The organism is Kitasatospora sp. NPDC054768 (assembly GCF_053612025.1).
In genome coordinates this window covers 38,718-63,167 of sequence record NZ_JBSHBN010000011.1, presented here as the reverse complement: position 1 = coordinate 63,167, position 24,450 = coordinate 38,718, and the positions used below count along the sequence as shown (strand labels likewise).

The following is a 24,450-nucleotide window of genomic DNA, read 5'->3' as shown; positions in this document are numbered from 1 at the left end:
GGGGCGACGCAGGCGGGGGCGGTTGCGCGGGGGCGGACCGCCGATAGTTCCGCCTGTGGTTCCGCCGGCCGATCAGCGGTTTTCCGCCACGGACGGCCGGTCTCCGGCGGCGGTTTCCCGCCACGGGGGCGGCCGGGGCAGGGCCCGGCGGGCGACGGCCCTACACCAGGCGTCTCGCCTCCGCGCCCTCGACGGTGCGGCCGAGGGCGTCCAGCAGGTCGGCGAGCAGGCCGTGGGAGCGGGCTTCGAGGGCCGGGTCGCCGACGGTGCGGCCGAGGGCGACGGCGAGCCGGGCCGACGAGAGCGCGGCGTCCCGGCGGCCGAGTGCGTGCAGGGCGCGGGCCCGGCTGTGGGTGGCGAGGACGGCCTCGGCGCCGCCGGAGCGGGCGGTGGCGGCGCGCACCGCCTCGTCGGCGTGGCGCAGGGCGGGCCCGGGATCGCCGGCCAGGACGAGCGCGTCGGCGAGGTCGGTGAGCGCGCGGACCAGCAGGTGGTCGGTGGCCGGGGTGCGGGCGGCGGCCACCAGGTCGCCGAGCATGGGCACCGCCCGCTCGTACCGGCCGGTCCGCAGCAGCGCGGCCGCCACCCGGCTGCGGCAGTGGTGGCGCAGCGCCGCGTCGCCGGCCCGGTCGGCGGCGTCGACCGCCCGCTCCAACTGGTCGGCGGCGGTGCGGTGGGCCGCGCGGTCGACGTGCAGGACGGCGAGGTCGGTGCCGAGCCGGGCGACCGCCGCCTCGTCCCGGTCCGCGTGCGCGGCGCGCAGCCCGGCCTCGACCACGGCCCGCCAGTGCGTCCGGTCGTGGCCGGTGGTCTCGTACAACCGGCCGACCCGGTGGGCGAGTCGCCAGGCCGCGGTGGGCCGTCCCTTCTGCTCGGCGCAGAGCACGACGGCGCGCAGGGCGCTCTCCTCGCGGCGGAACCAGGCCGCCGCCGACCCACTGCTCCCGGCCGCCGCGCCCCCGGCCTCCGCCCCCTCGCCCGCCCAGTCCGCGGTGACGTCCAGGTAGTGGGCGATCAACCGGTCGAGGGCCAGGTACCGCTCGTCGCAGGCGAGTTCGGCGGCCTGCGCGGCGGCGTGGCGGCGGACCAGCTCGCGCCGGGCGTACCGGCCGGGGCTGGTCTCCTCCAGCAGGTGCACGGCGTCGAGCCGGGTCAGCAGGGTGCGGGCGGTCGCGGGCGGGAGGTCGGCGAGGGCGGCGGCGGTGTCGGTGCCGATCTCCGCGCCGGGGTGCAGGCCGAGCAGGGTGAACAGCCGGGCGGCGTCCGGGGCCAGCGCGCGGTACGTGCGGTCCAGCGCCGTGGTGAGGCCGAGCGGGCCGCGGTCGGTGCCGGCGCCGGCACCGGAGAGGGCGGCCAGGCCGGTCTGCTCGTCGGCGAGTTCGGCGGCGAGGTCGGCCGCGGACCAGTCGGGCCGGGCGGCCAGGCGGGCGGCGGCCAGGCGCAGCGCGAGCGGCAGGTGGTCGCAGCGCTCGGCGAGTTCGGCGACGGCCTCCGGCTCACCGGCCGTGCGGTCCGGGCCGAGGATGCGGGCGAGCAGGTCGGCGGCCTCGTCGGCGCCGAGCGCGCCGAGCGGCACCGGTATGCCGCCGGTACGGACCAGCAGGTGGCGCAGCCGGCTGCGGCTGGTGACGATCGCGACCGGGGCGGGCTCGCTGTCGGTGGCCGGCGGGTCGGGCAGCAGCGGGGCGAGCTGCTCGTAGGAGGCGGCGTCGTCCAGGACGACCAGCATCCGCCGGCCGCCGATCAGTTCGCGGTAGCGGCGGGCGCGGTCCTCGGCTTCGGCGGGCAGCGCGTCCGGGTCGACGCCGAGGGCGGTGAGGAGCTCCCCGAGCACCTCGCCGGGTTCGCGCGCCCCGTCCGGGTCGAAGCCGCGCAGTTCGGCGCGGAGGACGCCGTCCGGGAAGTAGGCGTCGCCGCGCCGGGCCGTCCACTGCCGGACCAGGCTGGTCTTGCCGACCCCCGCGGGCCCGGTGACCAGGATCGGCCGGCCGTCCCGAGCGGCGGGCAACACCTGCTCCAGCCGGGCGAGTTCGACGCTCCGGCCGACGAACCGGCGGTCGGCGGCGGGCCGGGCGCCGGCCAGCTCGCCGGCCCGTCGCAGTTCGGGGCCGGGCGGCCAGCTGAGCCGGGCCACCGCCCGCTCGTAGCGCTCCCGCGCCTCGGCGCTCCGCCCGTCCTGCTCCAGGCAGCGCACCAGCCGGGCGGCCAGCGGCTGCCGGGCGGGGTGGCCGTCGGCGGCCTCGTCGAGTTCGGCGGCCAGCTCGCCGCCCCGGCCGGCCCGGAGCAGGCCGTCGGCCAGGAGCTCCAGGGCGCGCAGCCGCAGGTCGGTCAGGTACGGGAGGGTCCGCTCGCGCAGCAGGGCGGAGCCGCAGTCGGCGAGCGCCGGACCGCGCCAGAGGTCCAGCGCGGCGCGCAGCAGGGGCAGTGCCCGGTCCGGCGCGGCGCCCCGCGGCGGGCCGGCGGGCTCGGGGAGCAGCACGCCCGCCTGCTCGCAGAACCGGGCGAAGCGCAGCACGTCGATCCGGTCGGGCTCACCGGCCAGCAGGTAGCCGGAGCCGCGGGTGTCGAGTTCCAGTCCGGAGCCGTCCAGCAGCTGGCGCAGCGCCGCGACATGGCCCTGCAGGGCGGCCCGCGCGGTGGGCGGCGCGCAGCCCTCCCAGACCAGCTCGATCAGCTCCTCGGTGGCCACCGTCCGGTTCAGCCGCACGGCGAGCGCGCTCAGCAGCGCCCGGCGCTTGGGCGCCGAGGGCGTCACCGCCGTCCCGTCCTCCCGCCGCACCACCACCGGTCCGAGCAGATCGATGTGCACGCGCCCGTTCCCCTCCCCCGTCCTCGACTCCCCGGCCCGACCGAGGATAGGGCCGGTCAGGCCCTTCGCACCGGTCCGGGGCCGTCCTCGGGCACCGTACCGCGGGGGTACGACACGGCGCCCCGGCCGAACCGAGGGGTACGACACGGTGTTCCGGCCCGATCCCCCGCCGGCGCAACCATCCGCCGCTCCCGACGCGTCAACCGGGGGCAGGGACAACCGACCGACATGACCGGACATCTTCTCGCACTACACTGCTCCACCCCGAGGGCCGATGGCCGCTTCGGGGCGTGATGCGCGGTTCTGCGGTGAAGTGGGGGTACTGGTGCGGATTCGGCTGCTCGGGCCGGTGGAGTTGCGGATCGGGGCAGGCGGCTTCACGAGCGTGGCGGGCGCGCAGCGGCGGGCCGTGCTGGCGCTGCTGGCGCTGCGGCTGGGGCACCTGGTCACCGTGGACCAGCTGTGCGAGCTGCTGTGGGACGAGCAGCCGCCGCCGAGCGCGCGGGCGGCCGTGCAGGGCCACGTCGCCGCGCTGCGCAAGGTGCTCGCCGGCACCCCGTTCGAGCTGCACACCCGGGACTCCGGCTACCTGCTGGCCGGGCCGGCCGACGAGGTGGACGCGCTGCGCTTCGAGGAACTCACCGGCGCCGCCGACCGGCAGGCCGGCCACGGCGACTGCGCCACGGCGGTCGCGCTGCTGGAGGGGGCACTGCGGCTGTGGCGCGGCGAGGCGCTGGCCGACCTGCCCGACACCCCGCTGCGCTCCGCCGCGGTGGACCGGCTGCGGCAGTCCCGCACCGCCGCCCTGCTCCGCTGGGCCGGGCTGCGGCTGGGCCAGGGCGCCGGGGCGTCGGCCGTGCCGGTGCTGGAGCAGGGCGTCCGGACGGACGGGCTGCGCGAGGAACTGGTGGCGCTGCTGATGCGCTGCCTGCACCAGGCGGGCCGGCCCGCCGAGGCGCTGACCGCCTACCACCAGGCCCGGATGCGGCTCGCCCAGGAGCTGGGCATCCACCCCGGCCCGGCGCTGCGGGCGGCACTCGCCGAAGTGCTGGCCGACGACCGCACGGTGGAGCCGCCGGCCGCCGCTCCCCCGGCCGCCGAGCCGGCGCCGCAGACCCCGCCGGCCCCGCCGGTCCCGCTGGTTCCGCGCCAACTGCCGCGTCGCCAACCGGACTTCGTCGGCCGCACCGGCGACCTGGCCCGTCTCGACCGGGCCTGCGGGGCGGGCCCCGACGGGGGCGGCCGGGCCGGGGACGGCCCGGTGCTGGTGGTCGGCCCGGCCGGGGTGGGCAAGAGCGCGCTGGTCACCGCCTGGGCGCACCGGGTCGCCGACCGCTTCCCGGACGGCCTGCTCCACGCCGAGCTGCACGGCCTCGCCCCGGACGGCCCGGCCCGGCCCGAGGCCGTCCTGGCCGGCTTCCTGCGCGCGCTCGGCGTGCCGCGGGACGGCATCCCCGCCGGGCGCGCCGCCCGGGCGGCGCTCTACCGCGAACGCACCGGGGGCCGGCGGCTGCTGGTGCTGCTGGACGACGCCGCCGACGCCGACCAGGTCGCCGACCTGCTGCCCGCGGGCCCGGCCGGCACCGCCGTGGTCACCGGCCGGGGCGCGCTGGAGGGCCTGGTCGCACTGGAGGGAGCGACCCTGCTGCGCCTGGCCGCACTGCCCGAGGACGACGCCCTGGACCTGCTGGAGCGCGCGTTGACGCCCGAGCGGCTGCGCGCCGAGCCGGAGGCCGCCGCCCGGCTCGCCGGGCTCTGCGACCGTCTGCCGCTCGCCCTGCGGATCGCCGCCGCCCGGCTGGCCACCCGGCCGGACTGGACGATCGCCGGGCTGGTCGCCGAACTCGCCGACGAGCGGACCGGGCTGGCCGCCCTGGACGCCGACGGCACGCTCTCCGTCGCGGGCCGGCTCCGGCTGACCCACCGCCGGCTCTGCGAACCCGCGGCCGAACTGCTGACCGTCCAGGCCGCCCACCCCGGCCGCGAGCTGGACGCTTCGGCGAGCGCCGCGCTGCTCGGCAGCGACACCGCCACCGCCCACCGGGCGCTCGGCGAGCTGACCTCCCACCACCTGCTCACCGGCACCGCCCCCGGGCGCCACGTCCGTACCGACCTGGTCCGGCGCTACGGCGCCGGGCTGCTCGCCGAACGGCCCGAGCGGCACCGGCGGCTGCTGCGCGAACGCCTGGCCGACCACTACCTCACGGCCCTGCGGCACTGCGGCTCCTTCCTCGACCCCGGCCAGGAGGACACCGCCCCGCCCGCCGGCCCGGCGCAGTCCCTGCCGGCCGCCGTCGACATCCGCACCGCGCTCGACTGGTTCGACGCCGAGGAGCCGGCGGTCTCCGCGCTGGTCGCCTCCCCCGACACCGACCCGGCCCGCGCCTGGCGGCTCGCGCTGACCTGCGGCTCGCTCTACTACGGCGCCGGCCGCTTCACCGACTGGCTCGCCTGCGCCCGGCTCGGGCAGGCGGCGGCCGAACGGTGCGGCGACCCGGTCGCGCTCGCCCTGCTGCTCAACTGCCGGGCGCAGGCCCTGGTCGCGCTGGAACGCCGGCAGGAGTCCGCGGAGGCGGCCCGGCGGGCGGTGGCCGCCGCCGAGTCCGGGACCGGGCCCGCGGCCGTGTCCGCGCACGTCCGGGCGCTCGCCACGCTGGCCATGGTCACCGCGATGCTCGGCCACGGCGCCGAGGCCGAACGGCTGGCGGCCGGCGCCACCGCGCTCGCGCTGGAGTCCGGCGACCGCCGGCGGCTGGTCGACGCCAAGGTGCACCAGGGCTGGGTGAGCCTGGCCGTCGGGGACCGGGAGGGCGCCCAGCGCCGGTCCCGCGAGGCCCGGGAGCTGCTGCCGGCCACGCCCGTCACCCAGGTCCACCTCTGGTCGCTGCTGACCGAGACGCAGGCCCTCCCGCCGACCGTCCGCGACGTCGCCGCCGACCTCGCCTGGCACCGGCTGCTCGCCGCGTGCGAGGAGGCCGGCCTGCTGTACCTGCACGCCCTGGCCGAACAGTCCTACGCCGCCCACCTGTCCGCCCGGGGCCGGGAACCGGAGGTGGGTGCCAGGCTGCGCTCGGCGCTGGAGCGCTTCCGCTCGCACGACCGGCGCGCGGGCTACCGGAGCGGGTTCACCACCGGCCTGGAGGCGTCGCTCAAGCTCCGTACCGGGCGGCGGCCGGCGGACGACTGACCCGGGCGGCGGCCGGCCCTGGCGGAGGCCGGCCGGCGGCCCGTGCCGCCCGACGGGACGGCGGCCCGGTCAGCCCGCGGCCGAGGCGGCCCCGCGCTCCGTCGGGGCGTACCCGTGCTCCGCCGCCAGCACCGGGCGCAGCGCCCGGATCGCGTAGAAGTTGCGGGACTTGACCGTCCCCGGCGGCACCCCCAGCCGGGCCGAGGCCTCCAGCACCGAGCGGTCCTTGAGGTGCAGCTCGACCAGCACCTCGCGGTGGTGCTTCTGCACCCGGCGCAGCGCCAGCGCGATGTCCCGGGCCACCACCACCCGCTCGTAGGGGTCGTCGGCGACCGGCCGGTCCTCCATCGGCTCGCCGATCACCTCCTTGGCGCGGGCGGCGGCCATCCGGTAGTGGTCGATCGCGATCCGGCGGGCGACCGTGAACAGCCAGGGCCGGCTCGCCTCAGGCCCGGCGGACAGCGCCTCCGGGTGCTGCCAGGCGCGCAGCAGGGTCTCCTGGAGGATGTCCTCGGCCTTGCCGCGGTCCCCGCCCGTGGCCCGCAGCAGCGCGCGCAGCAGGTAGCCGCCGTGCAGCCGGTGGATCTCGGCGAGCGTGTCCGGGTCGAGGGTCGGACGGGCCGGGGCGGTGACGCCTTCCGGCGCGTCCGCCGGACCCTCGGACGACGGGGTGACGGACGTGGGCTGGGCGACGGACGGCTTCGACACGCGCTACCTCTCAGGTCGGGCAGGGGCGCAGCACGGGCAGGGCGTGCTGGGCAGCGACCGGACATCCCCCGGCGGTGGCTGCAACAGCACACTGCCGGAGGCCGCCAAGTCCGCACCAAGGCAGCACCAACGCCCCCGCCCGGGGCACTCGGACCGGTCCCGGGTGCCACCGTTGGCGGGCGCCGACGACTGTTGGCCGGTCGTTAGCGGCCGTGAGCCGCGGCGCCCGCGCCGCCGCCCGGACGGCGCCCCGACCGCCCGGGCCCGGCGGTCTCAGCCCCCGCCGAGCGCCCGGAGCAGCTCCTGCACCCCGTCCTCGCCCCGGTGCTCGATCAGCACCGCGACCCAGCCCGTCAGCCGCTGCCGCTCCGCCGCCGACCACCGCGGGGCCGACGGGTGCTCGTCCACCACCAGCGCCGTCGCCATGTCCAGCAGCGCCGTCGCGGGCCGCGGCCACCACCGGCCCTCCGGCACCACGCGCAGCGCCAGCCGTCGGGCGACCGCGATCACCTCCTCCGCCTCCGCCTCGGGCACCGCCAGCGCGGCCGGCCCGTCCGCGCTCGGCGCCCCGGCCCGCACCAGGGCCGCGACGAACTCCCGCGCCTCCGGCCCGTCCGCGGCCATGCCGCGTCCCTCCCCCGTCCCGTTCACGGGACTCACGCTCCTTCCGACTCGGTGGCACTCGGCAGGCGCCGGGTGCCACCGGATGACGGTACCGATCGGTAGCCGGTGGGGCGGAGGGTTTTCCGATGCGGACCTCCCGATGCGACCAGGGGTGCTCCGTGCACCCTGCCCCGCTCAACGGGCCCCCCACCGAGGGCGGTTCAGTGAACCGGAGGGGCGCCTTCAGCCGTACTCCCGGCTGTACGGGCCGGCCGGACCGGAGGCACCGGTCCGGCGCACCCTGGACCGGGAGGTCATCCGATGGCTTTCTCCGACGGCACCGCGGGCGCGGGCAGCACCACCCCGGCCGCACCCGACTACTCGCCCGCCGCCTGGCCCGAGCCGGTCGCCCTGCTGCCCCGGCGCCCGCTCGACCCGCTCGGCACCGTCCTCATCCCGCCCGCCGAACGGCAGCTGTTCACCCGCGCCCTGACCGCCGAACCCCCCTCGGCGGCGCCCTCGGCCGTCCCTCCGGCGGAGCCGCCGGCCCGGGGCACCGACACCGGCGCGGCAGCCGGACCGCTGCCCGACCCGCCCGCACAACGCCCCGGCACGGACCTCCCGCGCGCGCTGCGGCTCGTCCTGCCCGGCGGCGGGGAGGCACGGCGGCGGCGCCTGGTCGAACGCGTCCGGGTGCCGCTGCGGGCCTGCCACCGGATCGCCGTCCTGGGCGGCCCCGCCGAGGGGGCCGCCGCCGTCCTCGGCGCCCTGCTCGCCGAGCACCGGGCCGACCCGGTGCTCGTCCTGTCCACCGCCGGGCCCGCCGGGAGCGAGTGCCGTACCGGCGGCCGGCTCGTACTGCGATCCGTACGACCCGACCCGGCCGCCCTGCGGGAGGCCCTCGACGAGGCCCGCGGCCACTACCCGGTCGTCCTCGCCGACACCACCGGCGCCCCGGCCGAGGTCCAGCTCGCCACCGTCGACCGGGCCGACCAGCTGATCCTCTGCGCCCCGGCCAGCGCCGACGGCGCCCGCATCACCGAAGCCCTCCTCGACCACCTCACCGCCCTCGGCCACGACCGGCTGGCCCGCGGGGCGACCGCCGTCTTCACCCCCGCCCCGCCCACCGACCGCCCGGTCGCCGGCCGCGACCTCCTCCCCCACTTCCGCACCCGCTGCCGCGGCGCCCTCGCCCTCCCCCTCCCGGGCCGCCCCCAGGCGGCCCCCGCCGCCCTGCGCCCCCGGGCCCGCCTCGACTACCTCGAACTCGCCGCCCTCATCGGCGACGCCATGGCCGAACGCCGGGGCTGAGGGAGGCCGCAGAAGGAGCGACCCACCGCCCGCCCGCGCCCTACCGGACGGGCGCGGGCCACGCCTCTTCCAGGCCTCCCGGCGGGCGCCGGGAGGCCTGGAGGCCGGGAAGAGGACGGCGATCCGCCGCAGGACACCGCCTCGCCCACTCACGAGGAGGCGTTCCCCCGCGGTCCAGGCCGACCCGTCAGCTCTCCTCCGCCCGGCCCGGGCGCCAGCCCCGGGCGCGGGCGCGGGGGGCCACCGCGCCCGCCGCCGCGACCAGGGCGACGAGGGCGAGGAAGGACAGCGCGATCAGGCCCGCCCGGTGGCCGGCGTCGCTGGGGGGCGGGACGGGGGGCATGGTGGGGGCGGCGGCCGCGGTCGGCGGGGCCGGGGCGCCGGGGGCCGCGAGGCGGGTGACGGCGGCGACGGGGTCGACGGTGCCGTGGCCGTACTGGGGGTCGGGGCTGCGGTAGGCGGTGGCTTCCAGGCGCTGGGTCAGCTGGTCGACGGTCAGGTCCGGGCGGTAGCCGAGGACGAGGGCGGCGGTGCCGGCCACGAAGGCGGTGGCGAAGCTGGGGCCGGCGCCGGTGTAGTAGCCGCCGGGGGCCGGGCCGGGGCCGGTGACGGCGTCGCCCGGGGCCGCGAGGTCGACCCGGCCGCCGACCGGGACGGCCGAGGGGCCGTCCGGGAGCGCGCCGCCGGGGGCGAGGTCGCGGACGGCGAGCACCTCGGGGTAGGCCGCCGGGTAGACCGCCGGGACGGGTTTGGCGGTTCCGGAGCCGTCGGTCGGGACGGTGTCGGGTGCGGCCGGGGCGACGATCAGCGCGCCCTTGCCGCGCGCCGCGCGGACCGCGGCGGCCAGGGCGTCGGTGCCGTTCGGCAGCGCCACCCCGACCGCGATGACCCGCGCGCCGCGGTCGGCGGCCGCGGTGACGCCCTGGGCCAGCAGGTCCGCCGAGGGGGTTCCGGCCTCGTTGGTGACCGGGACGGCGAGGATCCGGGCGCGCGGCGCGAGGCCGGCGAAGCCCGCGCCCTCGCGCTGGTCGGCGGCGATCAGGCCGGCCAGGAAGGTGCCGTGGCCGACGCAGTCCTGGGCGGGGTCGGGGCCGCCGGGCAGCTGGGCCAGGTCGAGTCGGCCGGCCAGCAGGCCGCTGCCGTCCTTGACCCCGGAGCCGAGGACGGCGACGGTGACGCCCTCGCCGCGGCTGAGCGGCCAGACCCGGTCGGGCCTCAGGAAGGTCTGCGGCCAGGGGGTGAGCTGGGTGCCCTTGGTGGACGGCGGCAGGCAGCCGGCCGACCGGCCGCTCGCGTCGCGCCGCTGCTGGCTGACGCCGGGCAGGGCGTCGGGGCCGGCGGGCGTGTCGGCGGCGGCCGGGCCCGCCACGGGCAGCAGCAGCCCGGCCAGGAGCGGTGCGGCCACCGCCCGGGCCAGGGGCGCCCGCTTCATGCGAGGCTGCCGATCCGCTCGGCCGGGATGTCCTGCGGCAGCAGCAGGCTGAGCTCGTCGAGGTCCGCGATGTCCAGCCGGGACAGCCGGCCCGCCTGCCGGGTGATCATCGCCTCCAGCACCTGCCGGGCGAACCGCCCGTTGCCGAAGGAGCGGTCGCGCGGGACGGCCGCGAACAGCGTGCCGAGCGCGGCCAGGGTCTCCGGGGTGCAGGTGTAGCCGGCGGCCTCGGCCTGCACCCGGACGATGGTGACGAGTTCGTCGTCCGCGTAGTGGTCGAAGGTGATCTCCCGGGAGAACCGGGACGCCAGGCCGGGGTTGGAGGCGAGGAAGCCGCGCATCTCCTCCTGGTATCCGGCCACGATCACCACGACCTCGTCGCGGTGGTCCTCCATCAGCTTCATCAGGGTGTCGACGGCCTCCTGCCCGAAGTCCCCGCCGGAGCCGTTGCGGGGCGTCAGGGTGTACGCCTCGTCGATGAACAGCACGCCGCCGCGGGCGCGTTCGAAGGCGTCCCGGGTGAGCTGGGCGGTGTGGCCGATGTAGCGGCCGACCAGGTCGGCGCGGGCGGTCTCGATCAGCTGGCCCGAGGGCAGCACGTCGAGTTCGGCGAGGAGTTCGCCGTACAGCCGGGCGACGGTGGTCTTGCCGGTGCCGGGCGGGCCCGAGAACACCAGGTGGTGGCTGATGGTGGCGGCGGGCAGCCCGGCCTCGACCCGGCGCCGGGTCTGCCGGGTCAGGTTGACCAGGTCCTCGACCTGCTCCTTGGCGGCGGCGAGGCCGACCATGGCGCGCAGCCGGTCGAGCAGGCCGGGTTCGTCGGCCTTCGCCTCGTCGGCGGCGGCCTGCTCGCCCACGTCGGCGGGCAGCAGCCGGGTGAGCGCCTCGTTGTCGAAGTGCTCCAGTTCGGCGAGCCTGGAGGCCTGCCGGTCGACCATCTCCTCGAACACCTTGCGGGCGGCCCGGCCGTTGCCGAAGTCGGCGCCCTTGGGCATCCGGTCGAAGTGCGCGGCGAGCGCCTCCCGGGTGCCCTCGACGAGTTCGTAGCCGTGCCCGGCGGCGGCGTGCTCGACGATCGTGGTGAGCTCCTCGTCGCTGTAGTTCCGGAACTCGACGGTGCGGCTGAACCGGGAGGCCAGGCCCGGGTTCGAGGCCAGGAACTCGCGGATCTCGGCCTCGTACCCGGCGACGATCACCACCAGGTCGTCGCGGTGGTCCTCCATCAGCTTGACCAGGGTGTCGATGGCCTCGCGGCCGAAGTCCGGTCCGGTGCCGCCGGAGCCCGCCGACAGGGTGTACGCCTCGTCGATGAACAGCACCCCGCCGAGCGCCTCCTTGACCACCTCGGTGGTCTTCAGGGCCGTTCCGCCGATGATCGAGGCGACCAGGTCGGCCCGGGCGACCTCGACCAGGTGGCCGCTGCGCAGCACGCCGAGCTCGGCGAGGATCGCGCCGTAGAGCCGGGCGACGGTGGTCTTGCCGGTGCCGGGCGGGCCGGCGAAGACGAGGTGCCGGCTCATCGGCAGGGCGGGCAGCCCGGCCTGCTCCCGGCGCCGGGCCAGCTTGTTGAGGTTGACCAGGGTGGCGACCTGCTCCTTGACGCCCTGCAGCCCGACCAGGGTCTGGAGGACGGCCTGCGGGCCCTGCGGTGCGGCCGGGGCGGGAGCCGCGGCGCCCTCGGCCGGGGCGTCCGACCCGTCGCCGGCGGGGGCCGCGCCGGGCTCGGTGGTGGCGACGGCCGCCGCGCCGTGGGCGTCCGGAGAGCGGTTGTCCCGGCTGTCGAGGTTCTCCACGGCGAGACGGTCGGTCGGCTCGGTCTGCCGCAGCCCGGCGCCCTGGTTCTCGGCGGCCACGCAGTCGGTGAGCCGCACGGGCTCCACGGAGTCGGAGCGCAGCCCGTCCACGGTGTTGTCGCTGAGCTGGCAGGCGGTCAGCGTGGCGCGGGCGCCGGACCGCAGGTGCAGCCCGTGCCGCCGGTTGGTCCGCAGCCGGGTGCGGGTGGCGGTCAGGTCGCCGCCGTGCTCGACCTCGGCGCCGTCCAGGGCGTTGTCGGCGGACTCGACGTCGCGCAGGGTGACGATGCCCTCGGCGCCGATCGAGATCCCGCAGGATCCGCTGCCGCGCACCAGGCTGCCACCGAGGTAGGTGTTGGCACCGTCGGCGATCCGCACCCCGTGCCCACCGGCGTCGACGACGGTGACGTCCTCCAGCCGGCCGCGCCCGTCGCGCAGCGCCTCGATCCCGTGGCCGCCGGCGGCGGTGACGGTGCTACGGCGCAGCAGCGGGTTGGCGCCGTCGCGCACCACGATGCCGACGCCGGCCGCGTCCCGGACCTCCAGGCGGTCGAACTCGGCGGCGCTCTCCCCGGTGAGTTCGACGCCGTCCGTCCCGGCGTCGCGCACCACCGCCCGCACCAGGCTGGGCCCGGCCGACTCGCCGACGTGGATGCCCGCCAGGGCGGGGGCGGTCACCTCGCAGTCCTCCAGGGTGCCCCGGGCCCGGCCGGCGATGTGCAGGCCGTGGCCCTGGGGGCGGACGGCGCGGCAGCGGCGCAGCAGCGGGTCGGTGCCGTTGGTGAGGACGTAGCCGTGGGCGCGCACGGCGGTGACGGTGCAGTCCTCCAGCACGACCCGGGCGGTGGAGCCGATGAAGACGCCGAGCGCGCTGTCCCGGATCTCGGTGCGCAGCAGCCGGGTGGTGCTCTGCTCCTCCAGGGCGACGGCGGGCTTGTCGGTGGCGGAGATCTCGCAGTCCTCGACGAGGCCGCGCGCCTCGCCGTTGGCGCACAGGCCGTTGCCGCGCGCGTCGCGCAGCACGCAGCGCCGGACGGTCGGGTTGGCCCGCTCGCCGATGACCACGGCCGAGGTGCCCAGGTGCTCGATGACGCTGTCCTCGATCACGCTGGTGCCGGTGGAGGTCTCCACCAGCCCGGCTCCGGCCGGGTTGGTCACCCGGCTGCCGCGCATGGCGAGTTCGCCCTGCTGGCGGGTGAGCACGGCGGTCCACGCGTTGCCGATCACCTCGCAGTCCTGCATGGCCAGTTGGCCGCGCGGGACGTCGACGGCGGGCAGGTCGTCGTCCTGCCCCTGGAGCACCAGGCCGGTGAGCTGGACGGCCTCGGTGAGCACCTGGACCACCGAACCGCGGCGGGGACTGATCCGCACGCTGCCCCGGACGTCCTCGGCGGTGATGCTCACCACCTTGGTGAGCACCAGGTTCTCGTCGTACCGGCCGGGGCGGACCGAGATCACCGCGCCGCTGCGGGCAGCCTGGAGGGCTTCGCCGATCGTGCGGTAGGAGCCGGGCTCCCGCTGCTCCGCGCAGACCGTCAGCACCGGGCGCGACATGCCTGGGGTTCCCTTCGTCGTGGGGCGTTGTTGTTCGGTGGTTCAGGGGTTCGGTGGTTCGGGGGGGGCGGGGGGTCGGGCGGGGTCAGGCCGTGCAGGTGGCGCGGACGGCGCTGGCGGCGTGGTGGGCGAACGTCTCGGTGCTGCCCGACCAGTCCAGGCCGCGGCTGTGCAGCGTCAACGAGATCGGGCCGCGGTAGGAGAACGGGCCCTGGTTCACCCAACTGCCCCGGCTGGCCGTCTGGTTGATGGAGAACGAGCCGATCTGGCCGCCACCGCTCTGCACCGTGTAGAGGCTGGGGTTGCCGCCGACCTGCTTCACGTCGCCGCTGGCCGGGATGTAGACGGACAGGGTGCAGCTGCTGACCTTGTCCACGGTGAAGGTCCAGACCACCGAGTTGCTGTTGTCGTCCTTGTTCGCGTCGCCGGACATCGGCATCGAGGCGTACGTGCCGTTGCAGCCGTCGCCGCTGTAGCCGCCCGAGTTGTTGCGCCAGCCCTTGGTGCCCTGGTCGTACCAGCCGTTGGGCTTGTACTGGCCGCCGCTTGAGCAGTACGGGCCGGCGATCACGGTGACCGGTGCCGGCGGCTTGGCGGCGGCCGGCGGCGGCGCGGGCTGCTGGGCCGCCGGTGGCGGCGCGGCCGGCGGGTTCGCCGGGGGCTGGTTGGGGGCCGGGTTGGCCGCGCCGCCACCACCCGTGCCGCCGGAGGCCGCGCCGCCCGAGGCGGCCGCCGCACCGCCCTGGGAGCGGTCGGTCCCGCCGCCCGGGGCGGGGTTGGCCGCGCCGCCCCCGGGACGGGCGGCCGCACCGGTGCCGCCGGCGCCGTTGGGGACGACGGCGCCGTTGGGAGCCGAGGCCGCCTGGTCGCCCGGCGAGGGTGCGGCCGAACCGTCGGGCAGCGGGACCACCGCACCCGGCTGCCCGTCCGGCGCGGCGCCCCCGCCGGTGCCGCCGTGCTCGTCGAAGCCGGGGACGTAGCCGTTGCCGCCGTCCCCGCCGCCCTGCCCGTAGCCGGGCGGGACGTCGGCCTGGGCGGGCCCGTGCTTGGGGTCGTTGCCGCCGAGCTGGGTGACCACCACGGAGGTGCCGACCAGCACCAGGCCGACGGCGACGGCCGCGGCGATCATCGGCCGGGAGACCCGGCCGGGGCGCGGCCCCGGGTCCGTGGCGCCGTCACCGGCCGGCTCGGCGGACGCGACGGCGGCGAGTGCCACCGCCTCGGGCGCCCCGGGGGCGGTCGAAGCCGCGACGGGGGACGGCAGCGGCGCCGGCCCGATACCCGTCGGCGCCGCAGACTCGGGCTCCGCCTCGGCCTCGGCCTCGGGCTTCGGTCCGGCCTCGGGCTTCGGTCCGGTCCGTGCCCCGCCCGTCGCGGCGCCCGCGGCGCCCGCACCCGCACCGGCACCCGACGGCGCCGGGAGCACCGCCGTCGCGGCGCTCGCGGGCTCCTGCGCCGGCTCCGCCGGCTCCCCGGGGTCCGCCTCGGCCGCCAACGCCCAGTTCACCGCCGGGAGCTGGAAGCCGCCCGCCCTCCGCTCCGGCTCGCCGCGCTGCTCCTCGCCCACCATGCATCCCCTGCGTTCGACGACACTCCTGTGGGGAGCTACGGCCCGCGTGGCCGAACCGGTTCAGCCGGACCGGTTCGGCCGGCCGGCGCGCTTCAGGTCCCGACCGTCCAGACCGGCTCCGCGGCCGCCTCCGGCGGGGACAGCACGAAGGACACGGCCTGCTCCAGCACCGCCGCCGAGGGCTGCGTCCACGGCTCGTCGAGCTGCTCGCGCACGTGGGCGAGCAACTCGGGGTCGGGCGCCAGCCCGTACTCCTCCAGGTAGTACGTCACGGTGTCGGTCCAGATCCACCGGCCGTCGGTGCGGAAGCCCATCGGCACGACGCCGCGCCGCCCCGGGTCGACCACGTCGTCCATCAGCATCGGCGTCAGCAGCACCGTCGCCCCGGCCCGCAGGTACCGGGCGACGGCCTCGCGATCCGCCCCCGCCGCCAGCCGCGGCCGGTCCGGTGCGAACCCGGGCCCGGTCACCGGATCCACCGCGTCGAACACCGCCGCCAGCCGGAACCCGCCGTTCACCGTCTCGCCCATCCCCGTACTCCTCCTGCCGATCACCACAGCCCTACGTTCCGTCCGACGGCCGACCGGCGGCCCGGGGTTCACCGGGGCACGCGCGGGGCGCTTCCCGTCCTCGCCACCGACCTGCGGCCGCTCGCCGTCGAGGCACTCGACCGCGTGGTCGCCGGGGGGTCCGAGCTCGCCGAGCTCTGGGACGAGGCGCCCGACGGCACGAAGTGGCGCCAGGCCGTCAGGCGCCCGCGCGCCGTGCTCGCACCCGATCCCGAGCCGCAGGACGCGCTGTTCGACCTCTAGGAACGGTCGACCGTCAGGCGGCGCCCAGGTCCAGGGCGTAGCGGGAGGGGTCGGCGGGGCGGACGCGGTCGGCGGGGGCGACGGCGTCGCGGCGGGCGAGCCAGGTGCGCAGCCGGTCCGGGCCCGGGCGGACGCCGCCGATCTCGTGGAGCAGCACCCGGGCCGGACGGCCCTCCTCCGGGGCGGCCGGCTCGACCTCGACCACCTCGAACTCCGTGCCCGGGGCGAAGATCACCGTCGGCTGGTCGCCCGGACCGCCGAAGGCCGAGCTGCGGCGGCCGCTGACGGACCAGATGGCGAACTCGATCCCGATGTCCTCCCCCAGATCCGCTCCGGGCGCCGCCAGGCCGGTCACCGGGGCCCGCTCGGTCAGCACCGCGCCCGGGGCGTACGCGGCGAGGTCGCAGTCCTGCGCCGGGCCCGCGACCAGCACGCCGCCGTAGTGGCTGGGCAGCCGCCGCAGGCCCGCGGCCAGGCAGCGCAGGTACGGGCCGTAGGGGCCGGGCGCGCCGGACCGGGCCGCCGCGAGGAGTTCGGCGCGCGGGGCCAGCGGGCCGCAGTCGCCGTGCTGCAGCAGGACGGCGACCAGTTCGGGGCCCTGCTCGCCCTCCTCCGCCCGGGCGCGCAGGGCGGGCAGCCGAGAGGCGACGTCCTCGGCCCGCCGCGCCAGGCGCTGGTAGGCGGGGCCGAGTCGGGCGGCCAGGGCCGCGCCGTCCTCGGCGGGGGTGGCGGGGTCCGCCGCCGTCACGGGCGGGTGCGTCACGGGCGGGGGCGTCACGGGCGCCACCGGTGTCACGGGTTCGGGAACCGGGTCGGGCTCGGGCTCGGGGACCGGCTCGGGCTCGGGAGCCGGGTCGGGCTCGGGCTCGGGGACCGGGCCTGCCTCGGGGGTCGGGGCTTCGGGGGCCGCCTCGGGCTCCTCGCCGATCGCCTCAGGGAGCAATATTGTTCCTTCGCTGGTTTCCCCCGAGGTCTCCGCCACGAAGGCCCCGCCCGAGGTCGACACCCTGGCAGCGGGCGCCGGCACCGTCACCGGTTCGGGATCGGGATCGGGCACGGCCACGGGCGCAGGCACCGGCTCCGGCTCCGGCTCCGGCTCCGGCTCCACCGCAGCCTCGACCTCGACCTCGGCCCGGGGCCACGGCTCCACCACCGCACCCGCCGCCACCGACTCCGCCCCGATCCAGTCCAGCCCGTACAGCCGCGCGCAGAACCGCCCCACCGCCGCCGACTCCACGTCCAGCATCCCCGCCACCGCGAGCGCGAGCCGCGCCGCCCCGGTCGGGAGCGAGCCCAGCAGCGCACCGAGGTGGTCCCAGACCGTCTCCGGCACCGGCCGGCCCGGCGTGCCGACGACCAGCACCGGCCGCGCCGGGTCCGGCCGGCGCAGCCGGGGTCCGCGGTCCGCGGCGGCGGCCGGGCGCAGCCACAGTCCGGCCGCCACCGCCTCCAGCTCCCAGCCGGGGAAGGCCGGGTAGCGGGCCGTCCCGGGGGCCGGGGGCAGGTCGGGTCGGGTGCGCCAGCCGACGGCGGTGACGGTGCGTTCGCTCGGGCGGGCGACCAGCTCGGTGAGGTACGGTTCCCAGCCCTCGCCGCCGTCCGCCGCCACGTGGACGGTCCGCACGTCGGGCCCGGCGGCCCCCGCCGCACTCACCGGCACGCCGATCGCCGCCCGCACCTCCTGTCCGAGCGAGGCCGCCAACACCGCCGCCAGTTCGATGAGTTCGACCGGTGCGGCCCACGGCGCGCTCAGCACGAGGTGGTCCGCCCGTCCGGCCGTCTCCTGCAGCAGCACCGCCGCGTTGGCCAGTTGGGCGCCGCTGGGCAGCGGTCCGGCCGGCTCGCCGATGATCAGCAGCAGCCCGTCCCGCGGTGCGGCGGCCCGCTCCAGTACGGCGGGCAGGGCGGGCCCCACCGGCGCCTCGGTGACCCAGAACACCCCGCCGGCCAGCGGGGTGATGGTCGCGGCGGCGGGCCAGCGGCTGCCGAGCGGTTCCGCTCCCCCGCCGGGCCGGCAGCGCCACCACGTCCCGTTCACGGCCGGCAGGGTGCCGTCCGGCTCGACGCTGACCACCGCGTCCGGCGCGACGACCGTCAACCCGCAGCGCCTGGCGAGCAGTTCGGCGGGCCGACGGCCGTCCGGGCCGAGCGCCGCCAGCCCGGAGGCGGCCAGCACCAGCACGTCGGCGTCGCGTTCGCGCGCGGCCCGGGCGAGTTCGTCCAGCGAGGCCAGCAGCACGGGCGCCGCGTCCTCGGCGGCGGCGAGGAGCAGCAGGGCCCGCGGCTCGGCGCGTACCGGCGCCAGTGCCTCGGCCAGTCCGTGCGCCTCCGCGCCGGGCGGTGCGATCACGTAGTGCGGGCCGAGCGCCCGCAGCGTCGAGGCGCCCATCACTCCTCCTCCGCCAGCTGCCCGGTCTGCACCTGTACGGTCCGCCGCCGGGTGATGTACAGGCCGCGGCCGGCCGGGAACTGGCGGGGCTTGAGGTTGCCGAACAGGTAGCCCTCGGAGGGCGGGCAGGACATCAGCAGGGTGGGCGAGTTGACCTCCTGGAGCTTGCGGATCAGCGGGTCGCCCAGCGACCGCCCGATGCCGTTGGCGCCGCGCGCGACGACCACGTGGAGGCCGATCTCGGTGCCCTGGGCGAGGTCCTCCAGCAGCACGTTGAAGGGGTGGCCGCCGCTGCCCGAGCCGACCAGGTCGTAGTCGTCGACGAGGATGAACAGCTCGGGGCCGGTCCACCAGTCGCGCAGCCTGAGCCGGGCGGGGGTGATGTCGGCGGGCGGGACGCGGTTCTTCATCGCCCGGGACGCGCCGTCCACGATCTGGCGGAGCTTGTCGACGGCCACCGCGTAGCCGAGCCGGTACTCCTCCGGCACCGCGTCGTACAGGCCGCGCCGGTAGTCGACCAGCATGATCCTGGCCTCGGCCGGGGTGTAGGCGGTGGTGATGGCCTTGATCATCAGCCGCAGCAGGTTGGTCTTGCCGGATTCGCTGTCGCCGACCACCAGCAGGTGCGGGTTCTCCTCGAAGTCGTGCCACAGCGGCGAGACCTCGGTCTCCTCCAGGCCGATCGGCACCCGCAGCCGGCCCTCGGGGGCGGGCAGCCGCTCGGCGTCCAGGACGAGCGGCAGCATCCGCACCTCGGGGGCGCGCGGCCCGGTCCAGTGCGCGGCGACGGCGTCGACCAGGTCGGCGACGCCCTCGCCGAGGTCGTCGGTGTTCCCGGAGCCGTCGATCCTGGGCAGTGCGGAGAGGAAGTGCAGCTGCTCGTCGGTGAGGCCGCGGCCGGGCAGCTTGGGCACCTTGGCGGCGGCCCGCATGTTGATCATCGAGTCGACGGAGTCGCCGAGCCGCAGCTCGAAGCGGGTCTGCAGCTGGTCGCGCAGGCCGCCGGTGATCTCGCCCCAGCGGGTGGTGCCGACGACCAGGTGGACGCCGTAGTTGAGGCCGCGCTGGGACATCAGGGTGAGCGGCTGGACGAGGTCGTTGAACTCCTGGCGCAGGGTGTTCCAGCCGTCGACCACCAGGAAGACGTCGCCGTGCGTCTCGTCGGGCAGCTCGCCCGCGGCCCGGCGGCGGCGGAAGGACGCGACGGAGTCGATGCCGAGCTCGGCGAAGTACTTCTCCCGGCGGGTGATGATCCCGTTGACCTCGGCCACGGTCCGCAGCACCCGCTCGCCGTCGTGCCGGCCGGTGACTCCGCCGACGTGCGGCAGGCCGCGCAGCGCGGAGAGCGTGCCGCCGCCGAAGTCCAGGCAGTAGAACTGGACCTCGCGCGGGGTGTGGGTGAGCGCGAGCCCGGTGATCAGGGTGCGCAGCAGGGTGCTCTTGCCGCTCTGCGGGGCGCCGGCGATGCCGACGTGGCCGCCGGCGCCGGAGAGGTCGGCGGTGAGCAGGTCGCGCAGCTGGTGGAAGGGGCGGTCGACCACGCCGACCGGCAGGCCGAGGGTGCCGTGCCGGGCCCGGTCCTCGGTGGTGAGGCCGCGCTCGGGGTGCGGTACGAGCGGCGGCAGCAGCTCGTCGAGGGTGGGCGGGACGTCCAGCGGCGGCAGCCAGACCCGGTGGGCGGGCGGCCCGGCGTCGCGGAGCCGGCCGGACGCGATCTCCAGCAGCGAGCCGGCCGAGACCTGCTCCTCCTCGGTCTCGGCCGCCGCCACCGGCAGCTGCCGGGGCATCACGTACTCGGTGCCGTACGCGACGACCTGCCCGGCGATGGCGGCCTGCTGGGCGGCACGGCGCTTGGGACGGTACGGGCCGGAGACGTACGCGGCCTTGAACCGGGTGAGGGTGGAGATGTCGCTGCGCAGGAAGCCGTTGCCGGGCTGGGAGGGCAGCTGGTAGGCGTCCGGGACGCCGAGCACGCCGCGGCTCTCCATCGCCGAGAAGGTGCGCAGGCCGATCCGGTAGGACAGGTGGGACTCCAGGGCGCTCATCCGGCCCTCGTCGAGCCGCTGCGAGGCCAGCAGCAGGTGCACGCCGAGCGAGCGGCCGAGCCGGCCGATCATCACGAACAGCTCCATGAAGTCCCGGTGCGCGGACAGCAGTTCGCTGAACTCGTCGACCACCACGAACAGCGTGGGCAGCGGCCGCAGCGCGGTGCCGGCGGCGCGCGCGGTCTCGTAGTCCAGCAGCGAGGCGTACCCGGCCTCGCGCAGCACCTCCTGGCGGCGGACGAGTTCGCCGTGCAGGGCGTCGCGCATCCGGTCGACCAGGGCGGCCTCGTCGGCGAGGTTGGTGATCACGGCGGAGGTGTGCGGCAGGGTGTCCAGGCCGAGGAAGGTCGCACCACCCTTGAAGTCGACCAGGACGAAGTTGAGCACCTCGGAGGAGTGGGTGACGGCGAGCGCCAGCACCAGGGTGCGCAGCAGCTCGGACTTGCCGGAGCCGGTGGCGCCGATCAGCATGCCGTGCGGGCCCATGCCGCCCTGGGCGGACTCCTTGAGGTCCAGGTCGACGGGCCGGCCGTCCGGGCCGAGGCCGAGCGGGACGCGCAGCCGCTGCGGGATGCCGCGCTGCGCCCAGAGGGCCTCGACGTCGTGGGCGTGCAGGTCGGGGATGCCGAGCAGGGCGGTGAGGTCGAAGTCGGTGGCGAGCGGTTCGGCGGCGTCGACGCCGTCGGCGATCCGGTAGCGGGCGAGCCGGGCGGCGAGGCGGGTCGCCGCGGGCAGGGGGAGCCCGTCGGGGCGGCCGAGGTCGGTGACGACGTCCTTGCGGTTGCGGTCGGCGCCGACCATGGTGAGCCGGCCGTCCTCGATCCGCAGCCGCAGGGTGGTGCGGGCCGGGCGCCACTCCAGGGAGTCGGCGAGGTCGATCAGGACGGCGTTGCGGTAACCGGCCAGCGCGGCGCGGCTGCCGGAGTGGGCGCCGGGGCCGTCCAGGACCAGGACGGTGAACGGCTCGTCCCGGGCCGGTACGGCGTCCGGTTCGAAGCCGGGACGGCCGGTGAACTCCTCGCCGAGCAGCTGCTCGACCTCGCCGAGGCTGCCGGCGACCAGCCGGACCGGGCCCGCGCCGTCGGTGTCGGTCGGGTGCAGGGCGTGCGGCAGCCACTTGGCCCACTCCCACTCGGCCCGCCGCTCGGGGTCGGTGACGACGGCGATGCACAGCTCGTCCGGGCCGTGCACCACGGCGAGCTGGGCCAGCACCGCCCGCACCAGCGAGCGGGCGGCCTCGGGGTCGTCGGAGCGCAGCAGCAGGTGGGCGAAACCGCGCAGGTGGATCGCCATCGGCTGGTCGGCGAGCGTGCCGTAGGCGTGGATGAAGCGGCGCAGCGCGTGGGCGCAGAGCGGCTCCAGGTCCTCCACCGGCTTGGTGGCCAGCGGCGCGAGCGGGGTCGCCAGGCGTTGGGCGCCGAGCGCGATCCGGACGTCGCTGAAGTCGGGGTGGGCGGCCCGTCGCTCCCACAGCCGGGTGGTGCCGACCAGCGAGCCCAGTTCGGTCGGTGCCGGGTGCCGCCAGGCCAGGGCCTTGCGCTGGGCGTCGATCGAGCGGCGCACCTGACGGCGCATCTGGGAGAGGTAGCGCAGGTAGTCGCGGCGCTCGGCGCGCAGCTGCTGCTTGCGGTCGCTGGAGCCGCGGATCAGCTGGGTGACCAGCATCCCGACGGCGGACAGCGCCATCATGCCCATCGCGACGTAGCTGAGCATGCCGCCGCTGCCCTCGCCGCCGCCCGGGTGCAGGAACATGAACACCATCGACAGCGAGCCGAGCGCCATCGGCGCCATGCTGATCACGCTGGCCATGCCGCTCTGCTTCTCCGGCAGGCCCGGCGGTTCCTGGAGCTGGATCTCGCCGTCCGGCATCTCGGGCCCCGGACGCCGGGGCGTCCGGTTGATCAGCTCCACGCTCACTCAGGGCTCCTTCTCACCACGGCCGTTCCCTCTGGGTGACGGACGGCGCGGCACCGGAGGTTCAGCGGTGCGGGGTCCGACCGCGGCACACCGGTTGAACGCAGCACGCCGGGCAGGCCGTTCATCCGGGCGGAGAGGCGGACCACCGCCCAGCGAACCGGAGGACCGGCGTGAGCAGCAGTGTCGTGGCAGGACTGTGCCGATTGAGGTTCCATGCGCCGGGGACGGCCTTCGAGCTGGCCGTCCCCGCCGATGTGCCCCTGGCCGACCTGCTGCCCGCCGTCCTCGGGCACGCCGGGCCCGGGCTCGCCGAGGAGGGCCTGGAGCACGGCGGCTGGGTGCTCCAGCGGCTCGGCGAGGATCCGCTGGACGAGGAGCGCACCGCCGAGGCGCTCGGCCTGCACGACGGCGACGCCCTGTACCTGCGGGCCCGCCACGAGGCCCTGCCGGAGGTGCACTTCGACGATCTGGTGGACGGCGTCGCCACCGGCATGAACGAGCGCGGCGACACCTGGCGCCCGGCCCTCACCCGGGTCCTCTCCCTGGCCCTGGCGCTGACGGCGCTGGCGGCCGGCTGGGTGCTGCTCGCCCTGTCCGGCCCGGCGGCCCCGCGCGAGGCCGCCGCCGCGGCGGTCGCCGTCCTGCTGCTGCTCGGCGCGGCCAGCGCCTCCCGGGCGATGGCCGACGCGGGCGCGGGCGCCGCGCTGGGCGCCGCCGCCGTCCCGTACCTGGCGCTCGCCGCGCTGCTGCTGCCGAACGGGCCGGGCGGGTCCGGCGGGTCCGGTGGGGGCGAGCTGCTCGGTGCCCGGATCCTGGCGGCCTCCTCGGCCGGGGCCGGGGCGGCGGTGCTGGCCCTGGCGGCGGTGGGGGCGGCGGCGCCGCTGTTCCTCGGGGTGGCGCTGGTCGCGCTGCTCGGGGTGCTGTCGGGGGTGCTGGTGCTGGCCGGGATGACGCTCGCCCAGCTGGTGGCGGTGGTCGGGGTGGTGGCCGTGCTGGTCGGCGCCTTCGTGCCCTCGCTGGCGTTCCGGCTGTCCGGGCTGCGGCTGCCGATGCTGCCGCGCAACGCGGACGAGCTCCAGGAGAACATCGAGCCGGTCCCGGCCGCCGCCGTGCTGCCCCGCGCCCTGGTCGCCGACGACTACCTGATGGCCCTGCACACCGCGATCGGCGCCGTCTGCGCCGTCTGCCTGACCGTGCTGCCCTTCGCCGACGGCTGGGCCGGCCCGGCCGAGGCCGGCGCGCTGAGCCTGCTGCTCCTGCTGCACGGACGGGCCGTCGGCAGCATCCGCCAGCGCCTGGCCGTCCTGCTGCCCGGCGTCCTCGGCGGCCTGGTGCTGCTCACCCGCGCCGCCGCCGGCGCCTCCACCACCGACCGGCTGCTCCTGCTCGCGGTCCTGCTGACGCTGACGGCCGCCCTCCTCGTCGCCGCCTGGACCGTGCCCGGCCGCCGTCTGCTGCCCTACTGGGGCCGCCTCGCGGACGTCCTGCACACCCTGTGCGCGCTGGCCCTGCTGCCGCTGGCCCTCCAGGCCTGCGGGGTCTACCACACCCTGCGCGGCCTGGCCGGCTGAGCCGGGCGGGGATCCGCGGGCCCGTCACCGTCCCCCGGTGGCGGGCCCTTCCGCTGCCCGCCCCGGTACGGGCCGGGTCAGTCGAACGGGCGGAGCGGGCCGCCCCGGTCGCCGGCCCGCTCCCGGGCGTCGAGGGCCGCCCACAGGGAGCCGGGCTCCAGCCTCATCGCGGCCGGGGCTCCCGGGTTGACGACGATCCCGAGGCCGGGGGGCAGCCGTTCCAGCAGCGTGCCGGGGCCGACCACCGCGTGCCCGGGGCTTCCCGCGGCCTCCAGCCAGGAGCGCGCGGAGAACACGACCACGGCCGGTTCGCCGTCCGGGAGTCCGAAGCCGCCGACGGTGCCGAACTCGTCCAGCAGTACGGCGACCCGGGCCGAGGCGAGCGCGCGGTAGACGTCGTCGCCCGGCCCGTACCCGGTCGCGGCCAGCTGGACGGCGGCGTCGACCGGGTCGGTCGGTGCGGGCCACTCGCGCGCCAGCGGCGACGGGCGGTACTCCGCGTTCGGCGCGAACTCCTCGACGGAACCGTCCTCGCCGGCACGCCACCGGCCGATCACCGCCCAGTCCGGTGGCTGCCCCTCGCCCTGCCAGTTCGGGTCGACCAGCCCGATCCACTGCCCCGGCGCGGCCCGCGCGGCGGCCAGGATGCGCTCGGGCACCGGCGCCGTGTCGGGTGGCGGCGTGGCGGCCGTCGGTTCGTCGTGGCCCTGTCCGGGAGCGGTCATCGCGGTCCTCGCTGTCTGGTGGCT

At 77.5% G+C, this 24,450-nt stretch carries 14 protein-coding genes; 4 read left to right on the top strand and 10 right to left on the bottom strand.

Annotated features, from left to right (window positions below; genetic code table 11):
• Positions 1-160: 160 nt before the first annotated feature.
• Positions 161-2,809, bottom strand: a complete 2,649-nt coding sequence (locus tag ACWGKU_RS05505; RefSeq protein ID WP_401046756.1) for an AfsR/SARP family transcriptional regulator — start codon at positions 2,807-2,809, stop codon at positions 161-163.
• A gap of 325 nt (positions 2,810-3,134) precedes the next feature.
• On the opposite strand from ACWGKU_RS05505, the gene ACWGKU_RS05500 reads away from it, so the two are divergent.
• Positions 3,135-5,996 carry a BTAD domain-containing putative transcriptional regulator gene (locus ACWGKU_RS05500; RefSeq protein ID WP_452180693.1) on the top strand — a complete coding sequence of 954 codons (2,862 nt, stop codon included), beginning with the start codon at positions 3,135-3,137 and terminating at the stop codon, positions 5,994-5,996.
• Between the two features lie 69 nt (positions 5,997-6,065).
• On the opposite strand, the gene ACWGKU_RS05495 is transcribed toward ACWGKU_RS05500, so the two are convergent.
• Positions 6,066-6,704, bottom strand: a complete 639-nt coding sequence (locus tag ACWGKU_RS05495) for a sigma-70 family RNA polymerase sigma factor (RefSeq protein ID WP_359899411.1) — start codon at positions 6,702-6,704, stop codon at positions 6,066-6,068.
• Between the two features lie 273 nt (positions 6,705-6,977).
• Complete coding sequence (locus tag ACWGKU_RS05490) at positions 6,978-7,355, bottom strand: hypothetical protein (RefSeq protein ID WP_401056232.1); 378 nt, start codon at positions 7,353-7,355, stop codon at positions 6,978-6,980.
• 273 nt (positions 7,356-7,628) lie between these two features.
• On the opposite strand from ACWGKU_RS05490, the gene ACWGKU_RS05485 reads away from it, so the two are divergent.
• A complete protein-coding gene (locus ACWGKU_RS05485; RefSeq protein ID WP_452180694.1) occupies positions 7,629-8,618 on the top strand; it encodes a hypothetical protein in 990 nt (329 codons plus the stop codon).
• 187 nt (positions 8,619-8,805) lie between these two features.
• On the opposite strand, the gene ACWGKU_RS05480 is transcribed toward ACWGKU_RS05485, so the two are convergent.
• From ACWGKU_RS05480 to ACWGKU_RS05465, 4 genes are all read right to left on the bottom strand, one after another.
• Positions 8,806-10,050: a S8 family serine peptidase gene (locus tag ACWGKU_RS05480; RefSeq protein WP_452180695.1), complete on the bottom strand. Its 1,245-nt coding sequence runs from the start codon at positions 10,048-10,050 to the stop codon at positions 8,806-8,808.
• On the bottom strand, positions 10,047-13,397 hold the full coding sequence (locus tag ACWGKU_RS05475) for a right-handed parallel beta-helix repeat-containing protein (protein WP_401053413.1): 3,351 nt from the start codon (positions 13,395-13,397) through the stop codon (positions 10,047-10,049). The genes ACWGKU_RS05480 and ACWGKU_RS05475 overlap by 4 nt, the downstream gene beginning before the upstream one ends.
• A gap of 85 nt (positions 13,398-13,482) precedes the next feature.
• A complete protein-coding gene (locus tag ACWGKU_RS05470; RefSeq protein ID WP_452191351.1) occupies positions 13,483-14,967 on the bottom strand; it encodes a hypothetical protein in 1,485 nt (494 codons plus the stop codon).
• Between the two features lie 92 nt (positions 14,968-15,059).
• Complete coding sequence (locus ACWGKU_RS05465; RefSeq protein WP_380355891.1) at positions 15,060-15,497, bottom strand: hypothetical protein; 438 nt, start codon at positions 15,495-15,497, stop codon at positions 15,060-15,062.
• Between ACWGKU_RS05465 and ACWGKU_RS05460 the strand changes: the two genes are divergently transcribed.
• On the top strand, positions 15,384-15,779 hold the full coding sequence (locus tag ACWGKU_RS05460) for a DUF4259 domain-containing protein (RefSeq protein WP_452191358.1): 396 nt from the start codon (positions 15,384-15,386) through the stop codon (positions 15,777-15,779). The two genes, ACWGKU_RS05465 and ACWGKU_RS05460, sit on opposite strands and share 114 nt — an antisense overlap.
• Positions 15,780-15,792: 13 nt before the next feature.
• On the opposite strand, the gene ACWGKU_RS05455 is transcribed toward ACWGKU_RS05460, so the two are convergent.
• Both ACWGKU_RS05455 and eccCa read right to left on the bottom strand, forming a co-directional pair.
• Positions 15,793-18,168 (bottom strand): hypothetical protein, encoded by a 2,376-nt coding sequence (locus tag ACWGKU_RS05455; RefSeq protein WP_452179623.1) that lies wholly within the window; start codon positions 18,166-18,168, stop codon positions 15,793-15,795.
• The gene (eccCa, locus tag ACWGKU_RS05450) at positions 18,168-22,130 is read right to left on the bottom strand and encodes a type VII secretion protein EccCa (RefSeq protein ID WP_401050780.1); all 3,963 of its coding nucleotides are present in this window, start codon (positions 22,128-22,130) and stop codon (positions 18,168-18,170) included. The genes ACWGKU_RS05455 and eccCa overlap by 1 nt, the downstream gene beginning before the upstream one ends.
• A gap of 203 nt (positions 22,131-22,333) precedes the next feature.
• Here eccCa and eccD point away from each other — a divergent pair, with 203 nt between their 5' ends.
• Entirely contained in the window at positions 22,334-23,701 is a 1,368-nt protein-coding gene (eccD, locus tag ACWGKU_RS05445) for a type VII secretion integral membrane protein EccD (protein WP_452191349.1), read from the top strand.
• Between the two features lie 77 nt (positions 23,702-23,778).
• Here the strand turns inward: eccD and ACWGKU_RS05440 are convergent, their stop codons facing one another.
• Positions 23,779-24,426, bottom strand: a complete 648-nt coding sequence (locus tag ACWGKU_RS05440) for a type VII secretion system-associated protein (RefSeq protein ID WP_452179625.1) — start codon at positions 24,424-24,426, stop codon at positions 23,779-23,781.
• Between the last annotated feature and the right edge of the window lie 24 nt (positions 24,427-24,450).